The following is a 21,083-nucleotide window of genomic DNA, read 5'->3' on the forward strand; positions in this document are numbered from 1 at the left end:
CAGCCGTCCAGGAGGTCCTCGACCTCGGTGAGGGTCTCGATGTCGAGGTCGTTCGTGGGCTCGTCCAGCAGGAGGACGTTGGGTTCGGCCATCAGGAGGCGCAGCAGTTGCAGGCGGCGGCGCTCACCGCCGGACAGGTCGCCGACGGGCGTCCACTGCCGGTCGCCCGCGAAGCCGAGCCGTTCGAGGAGCTGGCTCGCGGTCCATTCGCGCTTGCCGACGGTGATGCGGCGGCGGATCTCCTCGACCGACTCCAGGACGCGCCGGGCCGGGTCGAGCTCCTCCAGGTTCTGCGACAGGTGCGCGAGCTGGACGGTCTTGCCCTGCACCACCGTGCCGGAGACCGGCCGGACGGAGCCGTCGAGGAGGCGCAGCAGGGTGCTCTTGCCGCTGCCGTTGACGCCGACGAGACCGACCCGGTCGCCAGGGCCGAGCCGCCACGTCATGCGCTGGAACAGGTCGCGGTCGCCGAGGCGGACGCTGACGTCCTCGATGTCGTAGACGGTCTTGCCGAGCCGCGCCGTCGCGAACCGGGTCAGCTCCACCGAGTCGCGCGCCGGCGGCTCGTCGGCGATGAGGGCCTGCGCGGCGTCGACCCGGAACTTGGGCTTGGACGTGCGCGCCTGCGGGCCGCGGCGCAGCCACGCGAGCTCCTTGCGGAGCAGGTTCTGCCGCTTGGCCTCGGTGGCGGCGGCGATCCGGGAGCGCTCCGCCTTGGCGAGGACGTAGGCGGAGTAGCCGCCCTCGTAGCGTTCGACGCGCCCGTCGACGACCTCCCACGTGCGGTCGGTGACCGCGTCCAGGAACCAGCGGTCGTGGGTGACGACGAGCAGCGCGACCTTGCGGTCCCTGAGGTGCCGGGCCAGCCAGTCGATCGCCTCGATGTCGAGGTGGTTGGTGGGCTCGTCCAGCAGGAGCAGGTCGGACTCGGGGACCAGGAGCCGGGCCAGCGCGACGCGGCGGCGCTCCCCGCCGGACATGCCGGCCAGCGGCGCGTCCAGGTCGAGGTCGGCGAGCAGGCCGCCGAGGATCTCGCGGACCCGGACGTCGCCCGCCCACTCGTGCTCGGCGCGGTCGCCGAGCACCACGGACCGGACGGTCGCGGTCTCGGCGAACGCGTCCCGCTGGGTCAGGTAGCCGAGCCGGATCCCGCGCGCGTGGGTGACGCGCCCGTCGTCGGGTTCGGTCTCCCGGGCGAGGACGGACACGAGAGTGCTCTTGCCGCCGCCGTTGCGGCCGACGACGCCGACGCGGTCGCCCTCGTCCAGGCCGAGGGACACGGCGTCGAGCAGCGGCTTGGGCCCGTAGGCCTTGGCGACGTTCTCAAGATTGATCAGATTCACGGCGCCTTCAAGCGTAGGGCCCCGCGCGCACCGCTCGCACGGCGCGCCCCGCTCGGACGGTCAGTTCGGGGGCGGCGGCGCCGAAGGTCCGGGTTGCTCCGGCCCGCCGGGCCGGCCGGGCTCCCCGTACTGACCGGGCTCCCCGTACTGACCGGGCTGGCCCGGCTGCCCGTACTGACCGGGTTGCCCGTACTGGCCCGGCTGGCCGTACTGGTCGGGTTGCCCGTACTGCCCCGGCTGGCCGTACTGCTGCGGCGGGTACGGGGCGCCCGGCGGCCTGTACGCCGTGCTCCCGCCGGACCTCGATGACTTCGCGGCGAGCACCACCACGAGCACCACGACGACGCCGACGACCAGGAGCAGCAGCAGGAGGATCAAGGGGGTCAGCATGCCAAGTCGAGCCATTTCGCTAGGTTCCGACAATCGTGGGAGGCGAACCGATCGATCAGGGCGGCCCGGGTCCCCGGCCGCGCGGCGAGCCTACTGCCCGCCCGCCTCCCCCGGCACCACGGAGCCGGGTGCCACGGGCCCCGGCACGGCGGAGCCCGGGACCCCGGGGCCAGGCGCGGCGGAACCCGGCAGGGAGCCCGTTCCCGCGGCGGCCACCACCTTCTCAGGGGCGTTGCGGCGGAGAGCCCGGTCGCGGCGCACCGCCAGCAGAACAAGCGTCGCCATCACGACGATCGCCACGAGGCTCAGCATCCCGGACAGATACGTCATCGCTCCACCTCGCCGGTCGGGTCAGTCCCGGAGGAACCGGTGTCACGCATAGAAGACGCGCTCTGCAACATCAAGGTTCGCTTGTGTGACGATGGCAGCTACCGGGACAGGGGCGTCCCACCGTCCCGTCAGATGACTGTGGCCCCGGGGACGGGTCCGTGAGCCCGGACGATCTGCTCCGCGACGCCGGCCGAGTCCAGCGCGTCCGCCAGCCCCGCGGCGTCCTCGTCGGTCTCGGCGAGGAACGCGCAGGTGGGACCGGAACCGGAGACGAGCGCGCCGATCGCGCCGAGCTCGCGGCCGGCGTCGAGCGTGCGGCGCAGCGACGGGCGCAGCGACAGCGCGGCGGGCTCCAGATCGTTGGACAGCGCGGCGCCGAGCGCCTTGGCGTCCCCGGTGGCGAGCGCGGTCATCAGCGCCTCGGACACGGTCGGCCAGGCGGCCGCCTCCCCCGCCGCCAGGCGGAGCCGGTCGCACTCGCCGTAGACGGCGGGCGTGGACAGGCCGCCGTCGGCGGTCGCGAACACCCAGTGGAAGGTGCCGCGGGTGAGGGCGGGGGTGAGCCGCTCCCCGCGCCCGACGCCGACGGCCGTGCCGCCGAGGACGGCGAACGGGACGTCGCTGCCGAGGTCGCCGCCGAGCTCCATGAGGTCGTCGCGGCTGAGGGCGGGCTCCTCGCGGTCGTCCCAGAGCCGGGCGCACGCGACGAGCGCGGCGGCGGCGTCGGCGCTGCCGCCCGCCATGCCCCCCGCGACCGGGATCGCCTTGCGGATCGAGAGCCGCACGGCCGTCTCGACGCCGAGTCGCGCCGCGACGAGCCGGGCCGCCCTGGCGGCGAGGTTGTCCTCGCCGGTGGGGACGCCGCCGACCGCGACGCGCGAGTGCGGGGCCGCCCGGACCTCCACCGCCAGCCGCTCGGCGGGCTCGGCCGTCACCTCGTCGAACAGGGACACGGCGTGGAACACGTTGACGAGGTCGTGGTAGCCGTCGTCGCGGATCGGCCCGACGCCCAACTGGAGGTTCACCTTGGCGGGGACCCGCACCGTCACTGCGTTCACTCGCGAAACCCTACGGGACCCTCAGCCGCCGCTTGTGACGGGGAGGTTGCGGGGGTTGAAGTACGGGGTCGTGGCGAGTTCGCGCAGCGCCGACATCGCATGCGTGTCGCCGGTCACCGAGTAGGAGCGGCGCCTGTCGCGGGCGTTCTTCGCCTGCTCGTCGGAGTTGAAGTACACGACGGCCTTGACCTGCGGGTCCTGCAGGGTCTTGGCGGCCTCGCGGAGCCATTCGGCGCGGCGCGGGCCGTAGGACTTCGGCACCCCGAACTCGGCGATCATGATGGGCTTGTGGCGCCCCCGGGCCCACTCCGTGAACAGCTTCAGCGCCTCCGACAGGTCGCGGTAGTCGTAGTCGGCGCCGGGCTGGGCGTCGGCGCAGATCCAGTCGACCTGGTCGTCACCGGGGTAGTACGAGCCCGCGTTCGCGCCGCTGAAGCCGCGGGCGGTGGGGCACCACACCCAGGCGACGTTGTCGACGCCCTCCCGCTTGAAGATCGCCCGCAGGTGCTTCCACGCGGCCGTGAAGTCGGCGGCCGAGTGGACGCGCTTCTGCTCGGACGCCTTGTCCATGTCCCGCGACCAGCGCAGGAACACGGGCTTGCCGAGGGCCTTGACGGCGCGGGCGCGCTTGGCGATCAGGTCGTCGTGCTCGCCCTGGACGATCTCTCGGGCGTCACCGCCGTCCCAGGTCAGCAGCAGGTAGCGGTTGCCGTCGGCGACGGACTTCTCCAGCCCGCCCGGGAAGTCGCTCTTCCAGCCGCGGTAGCTCTGCACGATGTCGAGCCGGCGGCCGAGCCGCTGCTCGAAGCCGGCGACGGGCGCCATGCCCGGCTTGCCGGCGTCCTTCCCGGACGGCGACTCCGACGGCGATCCGGAGTCCGACGGCGACTCCGACGGCGACTCCGACGGCGAGCCGGACGGGGACGGCGAGGCGGAGGCGGACGGCAGGCCGCCCTCCGGCGGCACCCACGCCCCGAAGTAGGCCCCTTGGCCCGGCGGGACCGGCGCCACGCCCGCCCGCGCGGTCGTCGTGATCTTGGGTGCCGCGCCGGCGCCGCCCCCGCAGCCCGCCGCGACCGTGGCGATCGTGCCCGCGATCGCGAGCAGTGCCGTCCCCACGATCGGCATCCGGGTCCGCGCCGCCCGCGAACGCGCCTTCACATCGACCTCCGGCTCGTACTGATGCTGTCTCATCCCCCGCGGGGAGCCCTCGCCTCAGGGGTTCGAGAGTGATCACCCCGGCGAGAAGGACCATACTCGGCAATTCGGGCGAAGGCGGCCACGTCCAGCGCTTCGCCCCGGGTCCGCGGCTCGACGCCCGCGGCGCGCAGCGCCTCCTCGGCCGCCGCCGCCGACCCCGCCCATCCCGCGAGGGCCGCGCGCAGCGTCTTGCGGCGCTGCGCGAACGCGGCGTCGACCACGGCGAACACCTCCTCCCGGGACGCCCCGGTCGGCGGCGGGTCGCGGCGGGTGAACGCCACGAGCCCGGAGTCGACGTTCGGCGCGGGCCAGAACACGGCGCGCCCGACGGCCCCGGCCCGCCGCGCCTCCCCGTACCAGGCGAGCTTCACCGACGGCACCCCGTAGATCTTGGAGCCGGGCGCGGCGACCATCCGGTCGGCGACCTCGGCCTGCACCATCACCAGCGCGGACCGCAGCGACGGCAGCGTGGCCAGAAGGTGCAGCACCACGGGCACGGCGACGTTGTAGGGCAGGTTCGCCACGAGGGCGGTCGGCGCGGGCCCCGGCACCTCCGCGATCCTCATCGCGTCGGCGCGCACGACCTCCAGCCGTCCCGCGAGCTCCGGCTCCCGGGCGGCGGCCGTGGCCGGCAGCTCGGCGGCCAGCGCCGGATCGATCTCCACGGCGACGACCCGCCGCACCTGCGGCAGCAGTGCCAGCGTGAGCGACCCCAGCCCGGGCCCCACCTCGATGACGACGTCGCCCGGGTCGAGCTCGGCGGCCCGGACGATCCGCCGGACGGTGTTGGCGTCGATGACGAAGTTCTGCCCGAGCGTCTTCGTCGGCCTGATGCCGAGCCGCCCGGCCAGCTCCCGCACGTCCGCCGGCCCGAGCAGGCCCCTGGTGTCCCCCATGCGTCAAGTCTCTCCTGTCATCGCGCGGGCCCGGTCCCCAGGGCCCCGCGGGCGCCGGTCAGGAGAACAGGAACTTCCCGCAGTTGGGCCACTGGCCCTGCCAGCGGCCGTTCACCCGCTTGTAGAGCAGCTGGGCCCGATAGGTCTGCTCGGCAGAGCTGGCGTCCGACGGCTTCCCCGAGCCGCCGACCGACGCCCACGACGCCAGGGAGAACTGGTAGAGGCCGTAGTACCCGGCCGGGTTCACGGCCTTGGGGTTGTTGTGGGACTCGCAGTTGGCGAGGCCGTGCCAGTTCAGCCGCGTCACCGAGCCGCTGTTCGCCGACTTCGGCCCCACCGCGATGATCTGCGCGACGGGCTTGCGCTTGACCTTCCTCGCGAGGACCTTCACAACCTTGCGGCCCTTGCGCCGGACGTAGGCCACCTTGACGATCGTGATGCCGGGGCGGCCCTTGCGCAGCTCCTTCTCGCTCCACGGCGCGACGGACGAGCTCTTCCTGCGGACCGTCGGGGCGGTCGTCTTCACGACCTTGGTCACCGGGTCCGACAGCAGCCGCATGATCTTGATGACGTCCCCGGCGGGCTTGTCGGCGGCCGGCTCGACCAGGTCGTGCGGGCCGAGCGCGATCTTCGCCTGCTCCAGCACCTGGCCGACGGTCGCGCCGGTCGTCATGGTCTCGGTCTTCTTCGCGTCGACGACGATGACGACCTTGCGCGGCGCGGGGGCGGAGGTGCGCGGCGCGTCCGCGACGACGCCGTTCTTCGGGGACGCCGAGCCGCCGTCCCCGCCGCACGCCGAGGCGAGCAGCGCGGACGCCAGCAGGACGGCGAGGGGCGCGATCGCGCGGGCGGCGCGCTCGCGCGGCACGGATGGGGAAGGCACGGGGAGTTCCTCCAGGGAGCCGGGCTCGGGGGGCGCCCGTCCAACGGCCAGAGATTAGAGGTCCCCGCCCGTCTCCGCCACCGGAACGCCGCCACTCACCCCATTTGCCCGATATGCCTGCCGCGGGACCCGCTCCACCCCGGCCGGCCCCGCGCGGGTCACCAGGGACCGAAGGCGCGCTCCCCGTTCGCGGCGATCGCGGCGCACAGCTCCGCCAGGTCGACGCCCTTGACCTCCGCCATCGCGCGGACGGTGTGCGGGATCAGGTACGAGGCGTTCGGCTTGCCGCGGTGCGGGATCGGCGTCAGGAACGGCGCGTCGGTCTCCACGAGCAGCAGGTCGAGCGGCGCGGCGCGCAGCGCCTCCCGCAGGGGTTCGGCGTTCTTGAACGTGACGTTCCCGGCGAAGCTCATCAGGTAGCCGCGATCGGCACAGACCCGCGCCATGGCGGCATCGCCGGAGTAGCAGTGGAAGACGACCGTGTCGGGCGGGCCCTCCTCCTCCAGGATCGCCAGCACGTCGTCGTGGGCCTCCCGGTCGTGGATGACCAGGGCCTTGCCGGTGCGCTTGGCGATGTCGACGTGGGCGCGGAAGGAGCGGTGCTGGTCCTCCTTCGGCGCCCAGTCGCGGTAGTAGTCCAGGCCCGTCTCGCCGATCGCGCGGACCTTGGGGTGCGCGGCGAGCAGGGCGACGTCGGCCAGGACGGCGTCGCTGACGCCCGTCGTCTCGTTCGGATGGATCGCGACCGCCGCGTACACGTCGTCGAACTCGCCGGCGGCGTCCACCGCGAACCGGGAGGACGGCAGGTCGCAGCCGATCGTGACGATCCGCGCGATGCCCGCCGCCTTCGCCGACCTCAGCTGCTCGTCCACCGGCGTCTCGACGATGTCGAGATGGCAGTGGCTGTCGAAGACGTCGACGGGCAGGCGCTCGGGCAGCGGCGCGTAGGACCGTGAGGCCTGCCCGTCCCCCTCCTGGGTCACGCCTTCTTCTCCAGCCGGGCGAGCTCCTCGTCCACCACGGAGGTCTCCAGCTTCTTGAACAGCGGCACCGGCTTGGCCAGCGGGACGCCCGGCTTGATCGGCACGGACTCCCAGCGCGCCTCGGTCGCGTAGTCGCCGGTGAGGACGCGGTAGTCGGGGCCGCCCTCCTCCGACACCGTCTCCAGCCGCGGCATGCCGCTCCACACGCCCTGCCCGCCGAGCATCTCGTAGACCTTCTGCGAGGAGTTCGGCAGGAACGGCGTCAGGAGCGTCTTGGCGTCGTCGACGACCTGGAGCGCGGTGTGCAGGATCGACTTGACCCGCTCGGGGTCGTCCTTCAGCTTCCAGGGCGCCTGGTCCGACAGGTACTTGTTGGCGTCGCGGACGACGTCCAGAGCCTCGGTGATCGAGTTCTTGAACCGCGACCGCCCCAGCTCGGCGCCCACGGCCCCGAACGCGGCGCGGCTGCGCTCCAGCAGCGCCCGGTCGGCGTCGGTGAGGTCGCCCGCCTCGGGGATCGCGCCGAAGTTCTTCGCCGCCATGGTGACCGAGCGGTTCACGAGGTTGCCCCACGCCGCCACCAGCTCGTCGTTGTTGCGGCGGACGAACTCCGACCACGTGAAGTCGGTGTCCTGGTTCTCGGGGCCCGCGACCGCGACGTAGTAGCGCAGCGCGTCCACGTCGTAGCGCTCCAGGAAGTCCTTCACGTAGATGACCACCTGGCGGGACGAGGAGAACTTGCGCCCCTCCATCGTCAGGAACTCCGACGACACGACCTCCGTCGGGACGTTCAGCGCGCCCAGCGAGCCGGGCGTGCCGCCCTTGTCACCCTGGCCGCTGTAGCCGAGGAGCATCGCCGGCCAGATCTCGGCGTGGAAGACGATGTTGTCCTTGCCCATGAAGTAGTAGGACAGGGCCTCCGGGTCCTGCCACCAGGCGCGCCACGCCTCGGGGTCACCGGAGCGCCGCGCCCACTCCACCGACGCGGAGAAGTAGCCGACGACGGCGTCGAACCACACGTACAGCTTCTTGGCCGGGTTGTCGCGCCAGCCGTCCAGCGGGATCGGCACGCCCCAGTCGAGGTCGCGGCTGATCGCCCGCGGCTGCATGTCGTCGAGCAGGTTCAGCGCGAACTTCAGCACGTTCGGCCGCCACTGCGCTTCACCCCCCTGGCCGCGCCCCGCCGCTCCCCCGCCCTGCTTGCTCCGCAGGTACCGGCCGAGGACCTCGGTGAACGCGGGCAGGTCGAGCATGAAGTGCTCGGTCTCGACGAACTTCGGCGTCTCGCCGTTGATCCGCGACACCGGGTTGATCAGGTCGATCGGGTCGAGCTGGTTGCCGCAGTTGTCGCACTGGTCGCCGCGCGCCCCGTCGTACCCGCAGATGGGGCAGGTGCCCTCGATGTAGCGGTCCGGGAGCGTCCGGCCGGTGGACGGCGAGATCGCGCCCATCGTCTTGGTCGGGAAGATGTAGCCGTTGTCGTACAGGCCCTTGAAGATCTCCTGGACGACCGCGTAGTGGTTCAGCGTCGTGGTGCGCGTGAACAGGTCGTAGGACATCCCGAGGCCGTACAGGTCCTCGGCGATCACGGAGCTGTAGCGGTCGGCCAGCTCGCGGGCCGTCACGCCCTCCTTGTCGGCCTGCACCTGGATCGGCGTGCCGTGCTCGTCGGTGCCGCTGACCATCAGGACCTTGTTGCCCGCCATCCGCTGGTAGCGGCTGAACATGTCGGCGGGCAGCGCGAAACCGGAGACGTGCCCGATGTGACGGGGCCCGTTGGCGTACGGCCATGCGGGCGCGGTCAAGATATGACGGCTTGACGAGGACATGGAATCAAGGGTAGTCGCGTCACGGGGGCCGCGGCACGCGAGTAACCTGGCTCGGCGTCACAGCACGGACCAGCGGAGGCGGGAACTCAAGGCATGGCCCAGACCACGTCCGACCAGGCGGCCGCCCGGGAAGCCGACGACGCGGGGCCGGACGCGCCGCCCGCCCGCACCGGCCCGCTGAGCCGGGTGCGGCGGATCCGGCGGGTGGTGTGGCTGTCGCTGCTGGTCGCGGCGTCCGCCGTGCTCGCCCAGTGGGTGACCATGACCCCGCCGCTGTACTTCGACCCGTACTACGTGTGGCTCGCCGCTCGCGACTGGCCGCACATCCCGCTCGCCCAGTGGCCGTTCGACGAGGTCCCGCACCAGGTCACCCGGATCGGACTGGTGCTCCCGGCCCGGCTGGTCCAGGAGGTCCTCGGGGACGGCCAGGCCGCCTACTTCACCGTCGCCGCCCTCGGCGGGGCCGCCTTCTTCGTCGGGACGTACCTGGTCGTCCGGTCCCTGTTCGGGGACGTGGCGGGCCTGGCGTCCGCGGCGGTCATGCTGGTCCACCCGTTCTTCACCATGACCAACCCGTTCGGCCACGAGATCACCTGGTCGACCGGGGTGATGCTGCCGGACATGCCGGGCGCGGGGCTGTTCACCCTCGGGATGGCGGGCCTCGTCGTCGCGAGCCGCAGGTCCGGCCGGGCCCAGACGCGGATGCTGCTCGCCGCCGGGGTGCTCCTCGGCGCGTCGTTCCTCGTCCGGGAGTTCCTGGCCTTCCTCTTCCTCGCCATCCCCGCCTACCTGGCGCTGCTGCGCATCCCGTGGCGCCGCAACGTCACGGTCGGCGCGCCGATGCTGGCGATCCTGCTGCTCAACTTCCTCCACAACCAGCTGGTGTGGGGCAGCCCGCTCGCCGGGCTCATGTCGGCGGCCGAGCACGGCGGCCAGTCCCGCGACTACGTCACCCGCTCGCTCGCCGCGCGGTCGTTCCTGCGCGCGATGCACGACTGGAACCCGCTCGGGCTCGTCTTCACCGCGGCGCTGGTCCTCACCATCGTCGGCTGGGCCCTCACCCGCGACCGGCGGCTCGCGCTGGTCCTGGTGTGGTTCTTCACGCTGGCCGTGCCGCTGACGTTGTTCTCCGGCGTCCTCGACCCGAACGACATCTCGCTGCGCGCCTGGCTCCAGCGGTACTGGTTCGCGGTGCTGCCCGCGCTGCTCGCCGGGGGTTCCGGATCGCTGATCCTGATGTTCCGGATGCTGCCGCCCGGCCTGGTGTCGCGGCTGCGGCTGCGGACGGTCGCGGCCCCGGTCCTGGCGGTCGCGCTGGGGGCGACGTACGCGGTGGCGGCCGTCCGCACCGTCCCCGAACTGCCGCGCGACAAGGCGTGGAACGAGCTGCGCGGGTACCTCGGCAGCCACCGCGACATCACGCTGATCTGCGCCGACCGGCGGCTCGCGCAGACCCTCACCTTCTACACCCGCGACATGTGGGGGCGCCCGGTCTGGCGCGGCGAGATCCGCGACTTCCCGCACTACATGCCGGTCCCGCGCAACGCGACGGAGGGGCCGATGCTCTACACGCGCTGGCGCGGCATGGAGTCGCAGATCGGCGGCGGCTGGCGCCCCGACCCCGCCCAGGGCTGGACGCTCATGTGGCGCTCGTCGGACGGGGTGCTGCAGCTCTGGAATCCGCCCGCGCAGGCCGCCGCCGGAAGCTAGCGGGCCCAGGCGACCCAGTCGCCCTCGACGGTGCGGCGGCTGGCGACGACGTGCCAGCCGGGCGGAGCGCCCTTCGGCCAGGACGCGGTGGGAGGAGCGTTCTTCGGCCAGGCCAGGACGACCATGTCGGCGTCCTGCGGCGGCGCGGTCCAGCGGGCGTCGAACACGCTGCCGTCGCTCCACCAGGCCCAGTAGTACTGGGAGAGCCGGATCGTCCACCAGATGTTCCAGTCGACGGCGATGGACCGCTGCTTCGTCAGGTCCACCGTGCCCCGCAGGTCGGTGTAGGCCGTCTCGGCGCGCACCAGCGGCTGCGCGATGCGTTCGGTCGCGGTGACGCACATGGTCAGCGCCACGGCGGCCAGCAGGCCCGCCAGCAGCAGCCGGCCGGTCGAGCGGTGCGGGCGCAGCAGGACGGCCGCCGTCGACAGGACGAGCAGAAGCAACCCGGCGGACGTGGCCCGCCAGAGGTCGAACGCCGTCCAGTCCCAGGTCAGGAGCGATGTCTCAGGGAAGTCGTAGGCCGTGTAGGTGTACCGGGTGAGCAGGTCGCCCGCGTACCACTGGACGACGCAGGCGGCGACGACCGTCAGCACGGCCGCCGCGCCCGCCGCCCACAGCAGCGTCCGCCGCGAGGCGCGCATCAGGACCGCGACGCCCACCGCGAACAGCGCCGGCGTGACGCTGGCCAGGTAGCGGCCGTACACGTAGTTGCCGATGCGGTACTCGACGGGCAGGGCCGCCGACGTGGCGAAGGCGATGCCCGCGACGAGCGCGATGACCGCGATCGCCAGCGCCCGGACCGGCCCCGGGGTGGTGCGGCGCACCGCGAGGAACGCGACGGCGAGGAGCCCGAGCGCCGCCACGCCGCCGGTCGCGACGGACTGGTACCAGACCTGGCCGGTGCCGAGCGAGAGCATCCAGCCCCACCCGTCCAGCGTGGTGAGGCGCTTCACGACGTTGCCGCCGAGATCGTTGTCGCCCTGCGGGTACATGTGCGGCAGCAGCGACCGGTTCAGCAGCATCCCCGCGGCCGTCGCGGCGGCGAGGGCGAGCGTGGCGGCGGACACGGCGCGCCAGGACCGCCACCGGAACACCAGGGCGGCGCCGAGCAGCGCGGCGTGCACGAGCAGCAGGATCGCGCCGCGGGTGTGGCAGGCGTAGGCGTAGGCGACCAGCAGCGACGCGCCCGTCCCGGCCGCCGTCAGCCGGAGGGACGGGCGGCGCCCGTCCGGGGGCGGGGCGGTCAGCCAGGTGTGCGCCAGAAGCAGCCAGCCGGCCACGAGCACCGGCAGGATCGCGTCCGTCAGCACGAACCCGGAGTAGAACAGCACGCACGGCAGCAGCGCCGTGACGTGCCCGAAAACGTAGGACCAGCGCCGCCGCACCGCCAGCCGGCGCAGCAGCAGGTAGGCCAGCGGCAGCATCGCCGCGCTGACCAGCGCGTTGATCGCCAGGGCGGCCCGGTAGACCGCGACCGGGCCGTCGCCGATCCAGAAGGCGGGCGTCAGCAGCAGCGGGTAGCCGCCGCGGTACACCGTCCCGAACGACATGTCGGCGTCGGGCCCGCCGGTCAGGACGCGGGCGGCGAACAGGTACCCCGACTCGTCCGGCGTCGCCACCGGAAGCGTCTGCCCCGATGCGAGCCACAGCCGCACGGCGACCTGCGCGAGCCAGCCGAGCGCGAACAGCCAGGCCCAGCGGCGGCGGTCCGCGCGCGGCGGGGCGGCGGCCGGATCCGCCGGGAAGGCCGGCGGCCGCGCGGCGGCGTCTCCGGGCGGTGCGTCCGGGCCCCCGGGCGGTGCGTCCGGGCGCGCGGCGTCCTGCGGCGTGCGCGTGCTCACCGGCGGGCGGCGCGCCGGGCGCGGACTGCCGGGGAATGAAGCTCCATCGACGGTCAAGCCTGTCATAGTGCGGGCGCGGCGCCCGGGCCCGGCCCGGAGACGCTCAGCGAGCGTCCTCGTCGCCGTCCTCGGACGCGGTCGCGCCCGCCTTGCCCGCGGTGACCTTCTCCGGCTCCTCCTCCGTCGCGCCCTTCTCGTTCTTCTCGGCCTTCGCCGCCTTCTCTGCCTTCTCTGCCTTCGCCGCCTTCTCGGCCTCGGCGACCTTCTGCACGGCGGCGTCGACGACGCCCGCGGCCTCCTCGGCCGGGTCCGTGAGCGGCGGGTGCTGGCGGCGCCGGATGCCGAGGATGCTGACGAACAGCGAGGCGAAGATGGCCTGGAAGCTCATCACCAGCGCGGTCGCGGCGGGGACGACGATGCGCAGCGAGTGCCGCGGGTCCAGCTCGCCGAAGCTGTTCACCCGCCAGTGCAGCAGGGACGCGACGAGGCCGCCGAGACCGGCGACGGCGAGCAGCCCGCCGAGCAGCAGACCGCGCTCCAGGCTCCACCAGTCGATGAGCCTCTGCACGCGGCGGTCGTGCGGCAGGAATCCCTCCTGCATCGCATAGACCTTCGTCAGCAGCGCGAACAGCACCGCCTGGAAGCCGATCACCAGCGCGGCGGAGGCGCCGACCAGCGTGTCGACGTCGAAGGCGATGTCTCCGACGGTCACCGGGCCGGTCGACAGCGCGACGCCGGCGACCAGGCCGAGCATCATGAAGACCAGGCCGGGGATGAGGAACAGCCAGCGGGGGCTGTAGAGCATGAGGAAGCGCAGGTGGCGCCAGCCGTCGCGCCAGGTGTTGAGGTGCGGGGCGCGGGTCCGGCCGTCCGGCGACAGCGTGGTCGGCACCTCGCGGATGTCGTAGCCCTGCAGGGTCGCCTTGACGACCATCTCGCTGGCGAACTCCATGCCGCCGGTCTGCAGGCCGAGCCGCAGGATCGCGTCCTTCTCGAAGGCGCGCAGCCCGCAGTGGAAGTCGCCGATCTTGCTGCCGAAGAACAGCCGGCCGACGAAGCTGAGCACCGGGTTGCCGAGGTAGCGGTGCAGCGGCGGCATGGCGCCGTCGGCGATGCCGCCCTTGAACCGGTTGCCCATGACGAGGTCGGCGCCGTCGCGCAGCTCGTCCAGGAACGGGCCGAGGGTGGTGAAGTCGTAGGAGTCGTCGGCGTCGCCCATCGCGACGTACCTGCCGCGCGCGGCCCGGATCCCGCCCATGAGGGCGTTGCCGTAGCCCTTGTCGACCACCGGCACGACGCGGGCGCCCGCGTCGCGGGCCAGCTGCTGGCTGCCGTCGGTGCTGCCGTTGTCGGCGATGACCACCTCGCCGTCGATGCCGCTGTCCTCGAAGAAACCGATGGTCTTGCGGACGCAGGTCTCGACCGTCTCGGCCTCGTTCAGACATGGCATCACTACGGAGAGTTCCACGCGATCTCCTTCATTACCCCTGGTGGCGTCGTTACCCTTGGTGACCCTGTTACACCTGCTGACCGTCTGCGGCGTTTTCCACTAATCTCTGTTGTTCCGCGTGTTGTTCATCGGGACGGCCCGTCGGCGTTCATGATGCCCGCCGAGGGCGGGGCATGATGGCCGCTCTCGTCAAGAGCACCCGTATCGTGTTGCCCACTTGCAACCGGAAAACCCTATCCGGCACCGTCGCGGGCGGCATGTTAGGACGTCAAGCATACGGGCACGGCGGCCCGGAAAGGGTGGGCGGCTGTGACGCGCGCCGCAGGACGCAGTGCCGTGGACGAACGTAGTGCCCTGGACCAACGCAATGCCACCGGACCGGGGGCCGGACATCGAAGGGAAGGTGCGGCCGTGGCGGGGGAAACGCCGCAAGGCACCGCGCTCGACGGGTCGGCGCAGGGCGGGACGGCCCTCGCGACGACGGCCGGGTCCGCCGCGGCGCCGGCCGCACCGGACGCTCCGGCCGGCGCGCCGGGGAACGCGAAGACCGCTCCGGACTCGGCCAAATCTTCGTCAGAGGCCGGCAACGTCGCACCCGATTCCGGCACAGAAGGTCCGGAATCCGACATAACGGCCATCGCTCCCGGTGAGACCATTAAGGACGTGCCCGAAACGGGCACAGAGGTCCGTTCGGAATCGGGGGACGCGCCGGACGACGCGCCCGGAGACAGTGCGGAGGCGGGTCGCGGACGCGGCCGCGGGCTGTGGACGCTGGCGCGCCGAAACCCGGTCTTCAGTGTGATCATTGCCATAGCGGCGCTTCTCCGCCTGGTGGCGATGCTCGGCTACCAGCCGGTGATGTTCTTCAACGACAGCTTCGACTACCTGAACGTCGCGATGGACCCGTACCCGCACCCGCTGCGGCCCGACGGGTACTCGTTCCTGCTGCTCGTCCTCAAGCCGTTCCACAGCTTCGCGCTGGTCGCCGGGCTCCAGCACCTCATGGGCCTGGCCATGGGCGTGATGATCTACGCGCTGCTGCGGCGCCGGTTCGGGCTGCCCGGCTGGGGCGCCGCGCTGGCGTCCGCGCCGGTCCTGCTGGACGCCTACCAGCTCCAGCTCGAACACCTGGTGCTGTCGGACACGACGTTCACCTTCCTGGTGATGTGCGCGGTCACGCTGCTGCTGTGGCGCGACCAGCCGTCCTGGAAGATCGCCGCGGGGGTCGGGCTGATCGTCGGGATGGCGTGGCTGACCCGCTCGGTCGGGATGCCGGTGCTCCTCGGCGTGCTGGTGTACATGCTGATCCGCCGCAGCGGCTGGCGGCTCATGGCCGTCACGCTGGCCGCCTGCCTGCTGCCGGTGCTCGGCTACATGAGCTGGTACAAGGCGGAGAGCGACAAGTTCGCGATCACCGAGAGCAACGGGATCTTCCTGTACGCCCGGGTCTACAAGTTCGCCGACTGCCACCGGATGAAGGACCTGCCGGTCAGCGAGTACCCGCTGTGCACCGAGCCCGCGAACCGGCTGCCGAACTCGCAGGACGGCATCTGGAACGCCCGCTCCCCGCTCAACCGCTACACCGGCACGCGGTTCAGCCCCGAGAACAACAAGCTCGGCAACGACTTCGCCAAGCGGGCCATCGTCGCCCAGCCGCTCGACTACTCGCGGGTCGTCGCGCACGACTTCTTCCGCGTCTTCCAGTGGAAGCGCACGGTGTTCCCCGACCCGGCGACGTACTCGCAGTACGAGTTCGAGAAGAAGAGCAGGCCCCTGCCCGACTGGCACATGCCCGGCGGTGGGACGGCCGCCCAGGACGCGCGCGGCTACGAGCACGGCAACGCCCGCACGCAGGTCGTCGAGCCGTTCGCCGGGGCCGCCCGCGGCTACCAGGACGTCTTCTACCTGCGCGGCACCATGGTCGGCGCCATCCTTCTCCTCGGCCTGGCCGGGCTGATCCCGCTGTGGCGCCGGTTCGGCGGCGAGGCGCTGCTGCCGTGGACGCTCGCCACGGGGCTGCTGCTCGCGCCCGCGGCCACCGCCGAGTTCGACTACCGGTACGTGCTGCCCGCCGTCCCGCTGGCGGCGCTCGCCGCCGGGCTGGCGTTCAGGCCCGAGGCCCGCGCGACGGCGGCCGGCTGGACGCGCCGCCTCACCGGCCGCGGCAGGAGCGGGGCGACCCCGCCGACGCCGACGGCCGAGCCGGTGGCGCAGGAGTCCGCAGGGGCCACCCGCGTCACCGCCTGACCGCGTCCCCGCCTGACCGCGTCCCCGCCTGACCGCCGCGCGCGCTACCAGGCGTGCATGCGGCGGAGGTGGAAGACCATCGCCACGTCGCTGCCGCTGCGGGCGAGCGGCACCTCGTCCTGCCTGCCGTCGGTCGCCGACAGCGCCTTGACGTTCTGGCCGCCGCAGGTCGGGCAGCACCGGTCCATCCAGGGCGTCGTGCAGGGCTGGCCGTGGCGCTCGTAGATGACGGCCTGGTTACCGTGCCCGTCACCGGAGTGCCGGACCTGGAACTCCTCGTTCCAGGACCCCTCGCAACCCAGGCACTCGAAGACCCACACTTCGTGGTGCGCCCATGCCTCGTGCATGGCGCTCACCCCCTCACAGACCGTCTTCCGCGCGTCGCTTCGGCGCCCCTGGTCTGCTTCACTCGGATGCCCCGGCCGGAGGCCGCCGGAGCAGTTATGCCCCGGAGACACCCCTTTGGACCGCTCTGAGGGGGGTGACTATTTTCTGGCCTTGACAACCGCGTCGTAAACGAGGCGCTTCTGGGCGCCGTTCTCCCGGGCGACCTCGGCGATGGCCTGCTTGCGCGGCGTCCCGGCCGCCTCCCGCGCGGCGACCGCCGCCGCCAGCTCCGCCGGGTCCGTCAGCCCCCGCGGCTCGGGCGCGCCGCCGACCACCACCGTGATCTCGCCGAGGACGCCGTCCCGCGCCCACGCGGCGAGTTCGCCGAGCGTCCCCCGGCGGACCTCCTCGTAGGTCTTGGTCAGCTCGCGGCACACCGCGGCGGGACGGTCCGCGCCGAACGCCTCCGCCATCGCCGCGAGGGTGACGGGCAGCCGGCGCGGCGACTCGAAGAACACCATCGTGCGGGGCTCGCCCGCGAGCGACTCCAGCCGGCGGGCCCGCTCCCCCGGCTTGCGCGGCGGGAACCCCTCGAAGCAGAACCGGTCGGTCGGCAGCCCCGACACCGCCAGCGCGGTCGTGACGGCGGACGGCCCGGGCAGCACCGTGACCGGGACGCCCTCCGCGACGGCGGCGCGCACCAGCCTGTAGCCGGGGTCCGACACGCCCGGCATCCCGGCGTCGGTGATCACCAGCACGTCCCGCCCGGCGAGCAGGTCCTCCACGAGCCCCGCGGCCCGCTCCCGCTCGTTCAGGTCGTTGTAGGACACGACGCGGCCGACCGGCTCGACGCCGAGGTCGCCCGCCAGCCGCCGCAGCCGCCGCGTGTCCTCGGCCGCGATGACCGGCGCCTCCGCGAGCGCGGCCCGCAACCGGGCCGAGGCGTCCTCGGGCCTGCCGATCGGCGCCGCCGCGAGCCGCAGCGTCCCCGTCCCCGCCTCCATCACGGCCCCCATCCCGCTCGTCCCGTCACGCGGATCATTGTCCCAGGGAAGGCGCCAAGGTCCTGAAGGAGGAGGGAAGTGCAAATAAACTCGCAGGATGTCGACGACGGATCTGGCTCCGGTCCCGGCCATGGCCTCCCGGCGCAGGCCCCCTGCGCTGCGGGAATGGCTCGCGCCGGCGATCCCCGGCAGCCCGCTGCTGTCCTGGCTGGGCCCGCTGCTGGTGACCGCGCTCGCCGCGTACCTGCGGTTCGACCGCCTGGCGACGCCGAAGGCGGTGGTGTTCGACGAGACCTACTACGCCAAGGACGCGCTCGCCCTGCTGAGGTTCGGCTGGGAGCACAACACCGTCGAGGGCGCCGACAAGATGCTCATCGCGGACCCGGACGCCCATATCTGGGGCAGCGGGCCCGCGTTCGTCGCGCATCCGCCGTTCGGCAAGTGGATGATCGCGATCGGCGAGTGGATGTTCGGCGCGACACCGTTCGGATGGCGGTTCATGCCCGCCCTGATCGGGACGCTGTCGGTGCTGATCCTGTGCCGCCTCGCCCGCCGGATGACCGGCTCGACGCTGCTCGGCTGCGCCGCCGGGCTGCTGCTGGCGCTGGACGGCCTGGCGTTCGTGACCAGCCGCGCCGCGCTGCTGGACGTCTTCGTGATGTTCTGGGTCCTGGCCGGGTTCGCCTGCCTGGTGAACGACCGGGACCGCTCCCGCCGCGTGCTCGCCGAGCGGATCGAGCAGGGCCGGACCTCGGTGTACGGGCCGTTCCTCGCGCACGGCTGGCGCTGGGGGGCGGGCGTCTGCCTCGGCCTCGCCTGCGCCACCAAGTGGACGGGGGTCTTCTACGTCGCCGCGTTCGGGCTCATGACCGTCCTGTGGGACTACGGCGCCCGCCGCGCCGCCGGGGTCCGGGCCCCGCTGCAGGGGACGATGCTGCTGGAGGCCGTCCCGGCGTTCGTGCAGATCGTCGTGGTGGGGCTGGTCGCGTACCTGGCGACCTGGTGGGGATGGATCTTCAAGCCGGGCGGCTGGGGGCGCGGCGAGGTCTCGGGCAACCCGCTGTGGCGGCCGTTCGAGGCGATGCCCAAGCTGTGGCACTACCACTCGGAGATGCTCGGTTTCCACACGGGTCTGGACGCCAAGCACCCCTACCAGTCGTGGCCCTGGGACTGGCCGATCCTCCGCCGTCCGGTCGCGTTCTTCTACACCGAGCCGAAGGGCGCGTGCGGCGGCGCGACCCGCTGCTCGCGCGAGATCCTCGGGATCGGCACGCCCGCCCTGTGGTGGGGGGCGCTGGTCGCGCTGGTCGTGGTCGCGTTCATCTGGCTGATCCTGCGCGACTGGCGCGCGGGGGCGATCCTGCTCGGCTTCCTCGCGGGCTGGCTGACCTGGTTCCCGTCGGCGTTCGCCGACCGCACGATGTTCCTGTTCTACGCGACGCCGCTCATCCCGTTCATGGTGCTCGCGGTCGTCCTGGTGCTGGGGTACCTGATAGGACCGGCGCCCGCCTCGGCGGCGGGCGCGCACGCGGCGCGCCCCGGCGAGAGCGGCTACGACGCGGGGCCTGCCGCTCCGCCGCGGGCCTCCACCGAAAAGCCTCCCGCGCTGCCGTGGGAGCCGCCCGCCGGACCGTCGCCGGCCCTCGTGCCGTATGACGGACACGCACCGTGTGACGAGCGCGCACCGTATGACGAGCGCGCACCGTATGACGACCACGCGCCGTATGACGACCACGGGGCGTACGGCGAGCACGGGGCGTACGGCGAACACACGCCGTTCGAGGAGCACGGAGCGCACGCGCACGCCCAGACCGCCGGGGCCCGGCGGCTGATCGGCGCCGCCGCGGCGGGCGCCTTCCTGCTGGTGGTGCTGGCCAACTTCGCGTACTTCCATCCGATCCTGTCCGCGCAGACGATCCCCTACGAGGACTGGCAGGCGCGGATGTGGTTCGACCGCTGGGTCTGACGCGCGGCCGGCCGTCACAGCCGGGCGGCGGCGTCCGCGGTGACGGCCGGGGCCGCGGCGGGACGCAGCGTCCGCGCGCCGAGCAGGCACAGGGCCAGGGCGAGGACGCCCCCGACCCCGGCGCCCGCGAACGCGCCGGGCACGCCCGCGGCGTCCTGCCCGACTCCCGAGACGAACGAGCCGACGGAGCCGCCCGCGCCGATCGCCGCGACGATCCACGCGAACGCCTCGGTGACGGTCCCGGCCGGGGCGAGCCGGTCGACGAGCGTGAAACTGCACGCCAGCACCGGCGCGAGGAAGACGCCGGAGACGAACGCGAGCACCGACATGACGGGCAGACCCGGCGCGAGGACGAGCGGGAGGTATCCCGCGGCGAGCGCCGCGAGCAGCCAGGGCAGCCGCCGGTGCGCGGCGCCCGCCCACTTGCGGGCGCCGTAGACGATCCCGCCGGTGAGGGCGCCGCCCGCCATGCACGCCAGCAGCAGTCCGGACGCGAGATCGCGGCCCAGGTCCTCGGCGTAGGCGACGACGGCGACGGAGTAGACGCCGAGGGCGATCCCGGCGCAGGCGAGCGACAGCAGCAGGACCCGCAGGCCGGGCGACCGCAGCGGCCCGGCCCAGTCGGAGGCGCGCGGCTCGCCCCGCCACCGGCGCGACGGCCCGGACAGCGCGACGACGAGCGTCCCGGCGATGCCGAGGGCGCCGGTGATCAGCAGGGCGGTCTCGGTGTTCACGACGGCCGCGGCGACGACGAGCAGCGGCCCGACGGTGAACAGCAGCTCCTGGGCGGCGGCGTCGAGGGCGTAGGCGGCGTCGACCTGCTCCGGGCCGTCCAGGACGTCCGGCCACAGGGCGCGCAGCCCGGCTTCGAGCGGCGGGGTGGCGAACCCGGCGGCGAAGACGGCGGCGACGGCCAGCGGGAGCGGGGCCGCGCCGACGGCGGCGAGCAGCGCGAACCCGGCCGCGGAGGCGCAGGCGGCGGGCAGCAGGACGCGCGGCTGCCCGAACCGGTCCATGGCGCGGCCGAGGACGGGCTGCCCGGCGGCGGTCGACAGCCCGAGGATCGCGGCGAGGGTCCCGGCGAGCGGGTAGCCGCCGTCGTCGGCGCGGACGTGCAGGACGACGGCGAGCATGCCCATCCCGTTGGGCAGGCGGCCGAGAAGGGTGCCGCCGAGCAGCCGTCCCGCGTACGGCCTCCGCAGGAAGACGACATAGCCGCGCATCGATGGCCCCCGGGTCCTGTCTCGATTGTCAGTCATACGTATTACCTCCGTCATACGTACCACTTCCGAGTCCTCCCGTTCTAGTCTGATTTCGTTAGAACGATCCGCCAGGGAGGCGCCGGTGCCGGCGATCAGCCGTCCCACCAGCAAGGACGTGGCCCAGGAGGCCGGGGTCTCGCAGTCCACGGTCTCGCTCGTGCTGGGCGGCAAGTGGAGCGGGCGCGTCTCCCCCGCGACCGCGCGCAGCGTGCGGAGCGCCGCCGAGCGGCTCGGCTACCGGCCCAACCAGGCGGCCCGGAACCTGCGGCTCGGCACCACCCGGACCGTCCTGCTGATGGTGCCGACCCTGACCGCGCCGTTCTTCGGCCCCGTCTACACCGGCGCCGCGCGGGTCGCGGCC

Annotated in this window: 18 protein-coding genes; 4 read left to right on the top strand and 14 right to left on the bottom strand. The window is 73.1% G+C overall.

The features are described from left to right. The 9 genes from AB0K37_RS29685 to metG form a co-directional block, all read right to left on the bottom strand. On the bottom strand, positions 1-1,343 hold a 1,343-nt coding region (locus AB0K37_RS29685; RefSeq protein WP_363986576.1), incomplete at its 3' end, for an ABC-F family ATP-binding cassette domain-containing protein. 60 nt (positions 1,344-1,403) lie between these two features. Beyond that, entirely contained in the window at positions 1,404-1,748 is a 345-nt protein-coding gene (locus AB0K37_RS29690; protein WP_363986578.1) for a hypothetical protein, read from the bottom strand. Positions 1,749-1,823: 75 nt separating this feature from the next. Further along, positions 1,824-2,063 (bottom strand): hypothetical protein, encoded by a 240-nt coding sequence (locus tag AB0K37_RS29695; RefSeq protein WP_363986580.1) that lies wholly within the window; start codon positions 2,061-2,063, stop codon positions 1,824-1,826. 128 nt (positions 2,064-2,191) lie between these two features. Continuing rightward, a complete protein-coding gene (locus AB0K37_RS29700) occupies positions 2,192-3,121 on the bottom strand; it encodes a 4-(cytidine 5'-diphospho)-2-C-methyl-D-erythritol kinase (protein ID WP_363986582.1) in 930 nt (309 codons plus the stop codon). Between the two features lie 21 nt (positions 3,122-3,142). After that, positions 3,143-4,315, bottom strand: coding sequence for a hypothetical protein (locus tag AB0K37_RS29705; protein WP_363986584.1), 1,173 nt, complete (start codon positions 4,313-4,315; stop codon positions 3,143-3,145). Continuing rightward, positions 4,312-5,217, bottom strand: coding sequence for a 16S rRNA (adenine(1518)-N(6)/adenine(1519)-N(6))-dimethyltransferase RsmA (rsmA, locus tag AB0K37_RS29710; RefSeq protein ID WP_363986586.1), 906 nt, complete (start codon positions 5,215-5,217; stop codon positions 4,312-4,314). Before rsmA ends, AB0K37_RS29705 begins: the two co-directional genes overlap by 4 nt. Before the next feature lie 58 nt (positions 5,218-5,275). Further along, entirely contained in the window at positions 5,276-6,100 is an 825-nt protein-coding gene (locus tag AB0K37_RS29715) for a transglycosylase family protein (RefSeq protein ID WP_363986588.1), read from the bottom strand. Positions 6,101-6,258: 158 nt separating this feature from the next. Next, a complete protein-coding gene (locus AB0K37_RS29720; protein ID WP_363986590.1) occupies positions 6,259-7,083 on the bottom strand; it encodes a TatD family hydrolase in 825 nt (274 codons plus the stop codon). Then, entirely contained in the window at positions 7,080-8,912 is a 1,833-nt protein-coding gene (gene metG / locus AB0K37_RS29725; RefSeq protein ID WP_363986592.1) for a methionine--tRNA ligase, read from the bottom strand. Before metG ends, AB0K37_RS29720 begins: the two co-directional genes overlap by 4 nt. Before the next feature lie 93 nt (positions 8,913-9,005). Here metG and AB0K37_RS29730 point away from each other — a divergent pair, with 93 nt between their 5' ends. Further along, positions 9,006-10,622: a glycosyltransferase family 39 protein gene (locus AB0K37_RS29730; protein ID WP_363986594.1), complete on the top strand. Its 1,617-nt coding sequence runs from the start codon at positions 9,006-9,008 to the stop codon at positions 10,620-10,622. On the opposite strand, the gene AB0K37_RS29735 is transcribed toward AB0K37_RS29730, so the two are convergent. Both AB0K37_RS29735 and AB0K37_RS29740 read right to left on the bottom strand, forming a co-directional pair. Beyond that, entirely contained in the window at positions 10,619-12,466 is a 1,848-nt protein-coding gene (locus AB0K37_RS29735; protein ID WP_363986596.1) for a hypothetical protein, read from the bottom strand. The genes AB0K37_RS29730 and AB0K37_RS29735 overlap by 4 nt on opposite strands. A 103-nt stretch (positions 12,467-12,569) precedes the next feature. Continuing rightward, a complete protein-coding gene (locus tag AB0K37_RS29740) occupies positions 12,570-13,934 on the bottom strand; it encodes a glycosyltransferase family 2 protein (protein ID WP_363986597.1) in 1,365 nt (454 codons plus the stop codon). Between the two features lie 780 nt (positions 13,935-14,714). On the opposite strand from AB0K37_RS29740, the gene AB0K37_RS29745 reads away from it, so the two are divergent. Further along, positions 14,715-16,163 carry a hypothetical protein gene (locus tag AB0K37_RS29745; RefSeq protein WP_363986599.1) on the top strand — a complete coding sequence of 483 codons (1,449 nt, stop codon included), beginning with the start codon at positions 14,715-14,717 and terminating at the stop codon, positions 16,161-16,163. A 44-nt stretch (positions 16,164-16,207) separates the two neighbouring features. Here the strand turns inward: AB0K37_RS29745 and AB0K37_RS29750 are convergent, their stop codons facing one another. Further along, on the bottom strand, positions 16,208-16,510 hold the full coding sequence (locus AB0K37_RS29750; protein WP_363986601.1) for a hypothetical protein: 303 nt from the start codon (positions 16,508-16,510) through the stop codon (positions 16,208-16,210). A 138-nt stretch (positions 16,511-16,648) separates the two neighbouring features. Next, a complete protein-coding gene (gene rsmI / locus AB0K37_RS29755) occupies positions 16,649-17,506 on the bottom strand; it encodes a 16S rRNA (cytidine(1402)-2'-O)-methyltransferase (RefSeq protein ID WP_363986603.1) in 858 nt (285 codons plus the stop codon). 85 nt (positions 17,507-17,591) lie between these two features. On the opposite strand from rsmI, the gene AB0K37_RS29760 reads away from it, so the two are divergent. Beyond that, positions 17,592-19,460 carry a phospholipid carrier-dependent glycosyltransferase gene (locus AB0K37_RS29760; RefSeq protein ID WP_363986605.1) on the top strand — a complete coding sequence of 623 codons (1,869 nt, stop codon included), beginning with the start codon at positions 17,592-17,594 and terminating at the stop codon, positions 19,458-19,460. 14 nt (positions 19,461-19,474) lie between these two features. Here the strand turns inward: AB0K37_RS29760 and AB0K37_RS29765 are convergent, their stop codons facing one another. Next, entirely contained in the window at positions 19,475-20,683 is a 1,209-nt protein-coding gene (locus AB0K37_RS29765; RefSeq protein ID WP_363986607.1) for an MFS transporter, read from the bottom strand. Between the two features lie 121 nt (positions 20,684-20,804). Between AB0K37_RS29765 and AB0K37_RS29770 the strand changes: the two genes are divergently transcribed. Further along, on the top strand, positions 20,805-21,083 hold a 279-nt coding region (locus AB0K37_RS29770; protein WP_363986609.1), incomplete at its 3' end, for a LacI family DNA-binding transcriptional regulator.

Source organism: Actinomadura sp. NPDC049753 (assembly GCF_040674655.1).
Lineage (GTDB): Bacteria > Actinomycetota > Actinomycetes > Streptosporangiales > Streptosporangiaceae > Spirillospora > Spirillospora verrucosospora.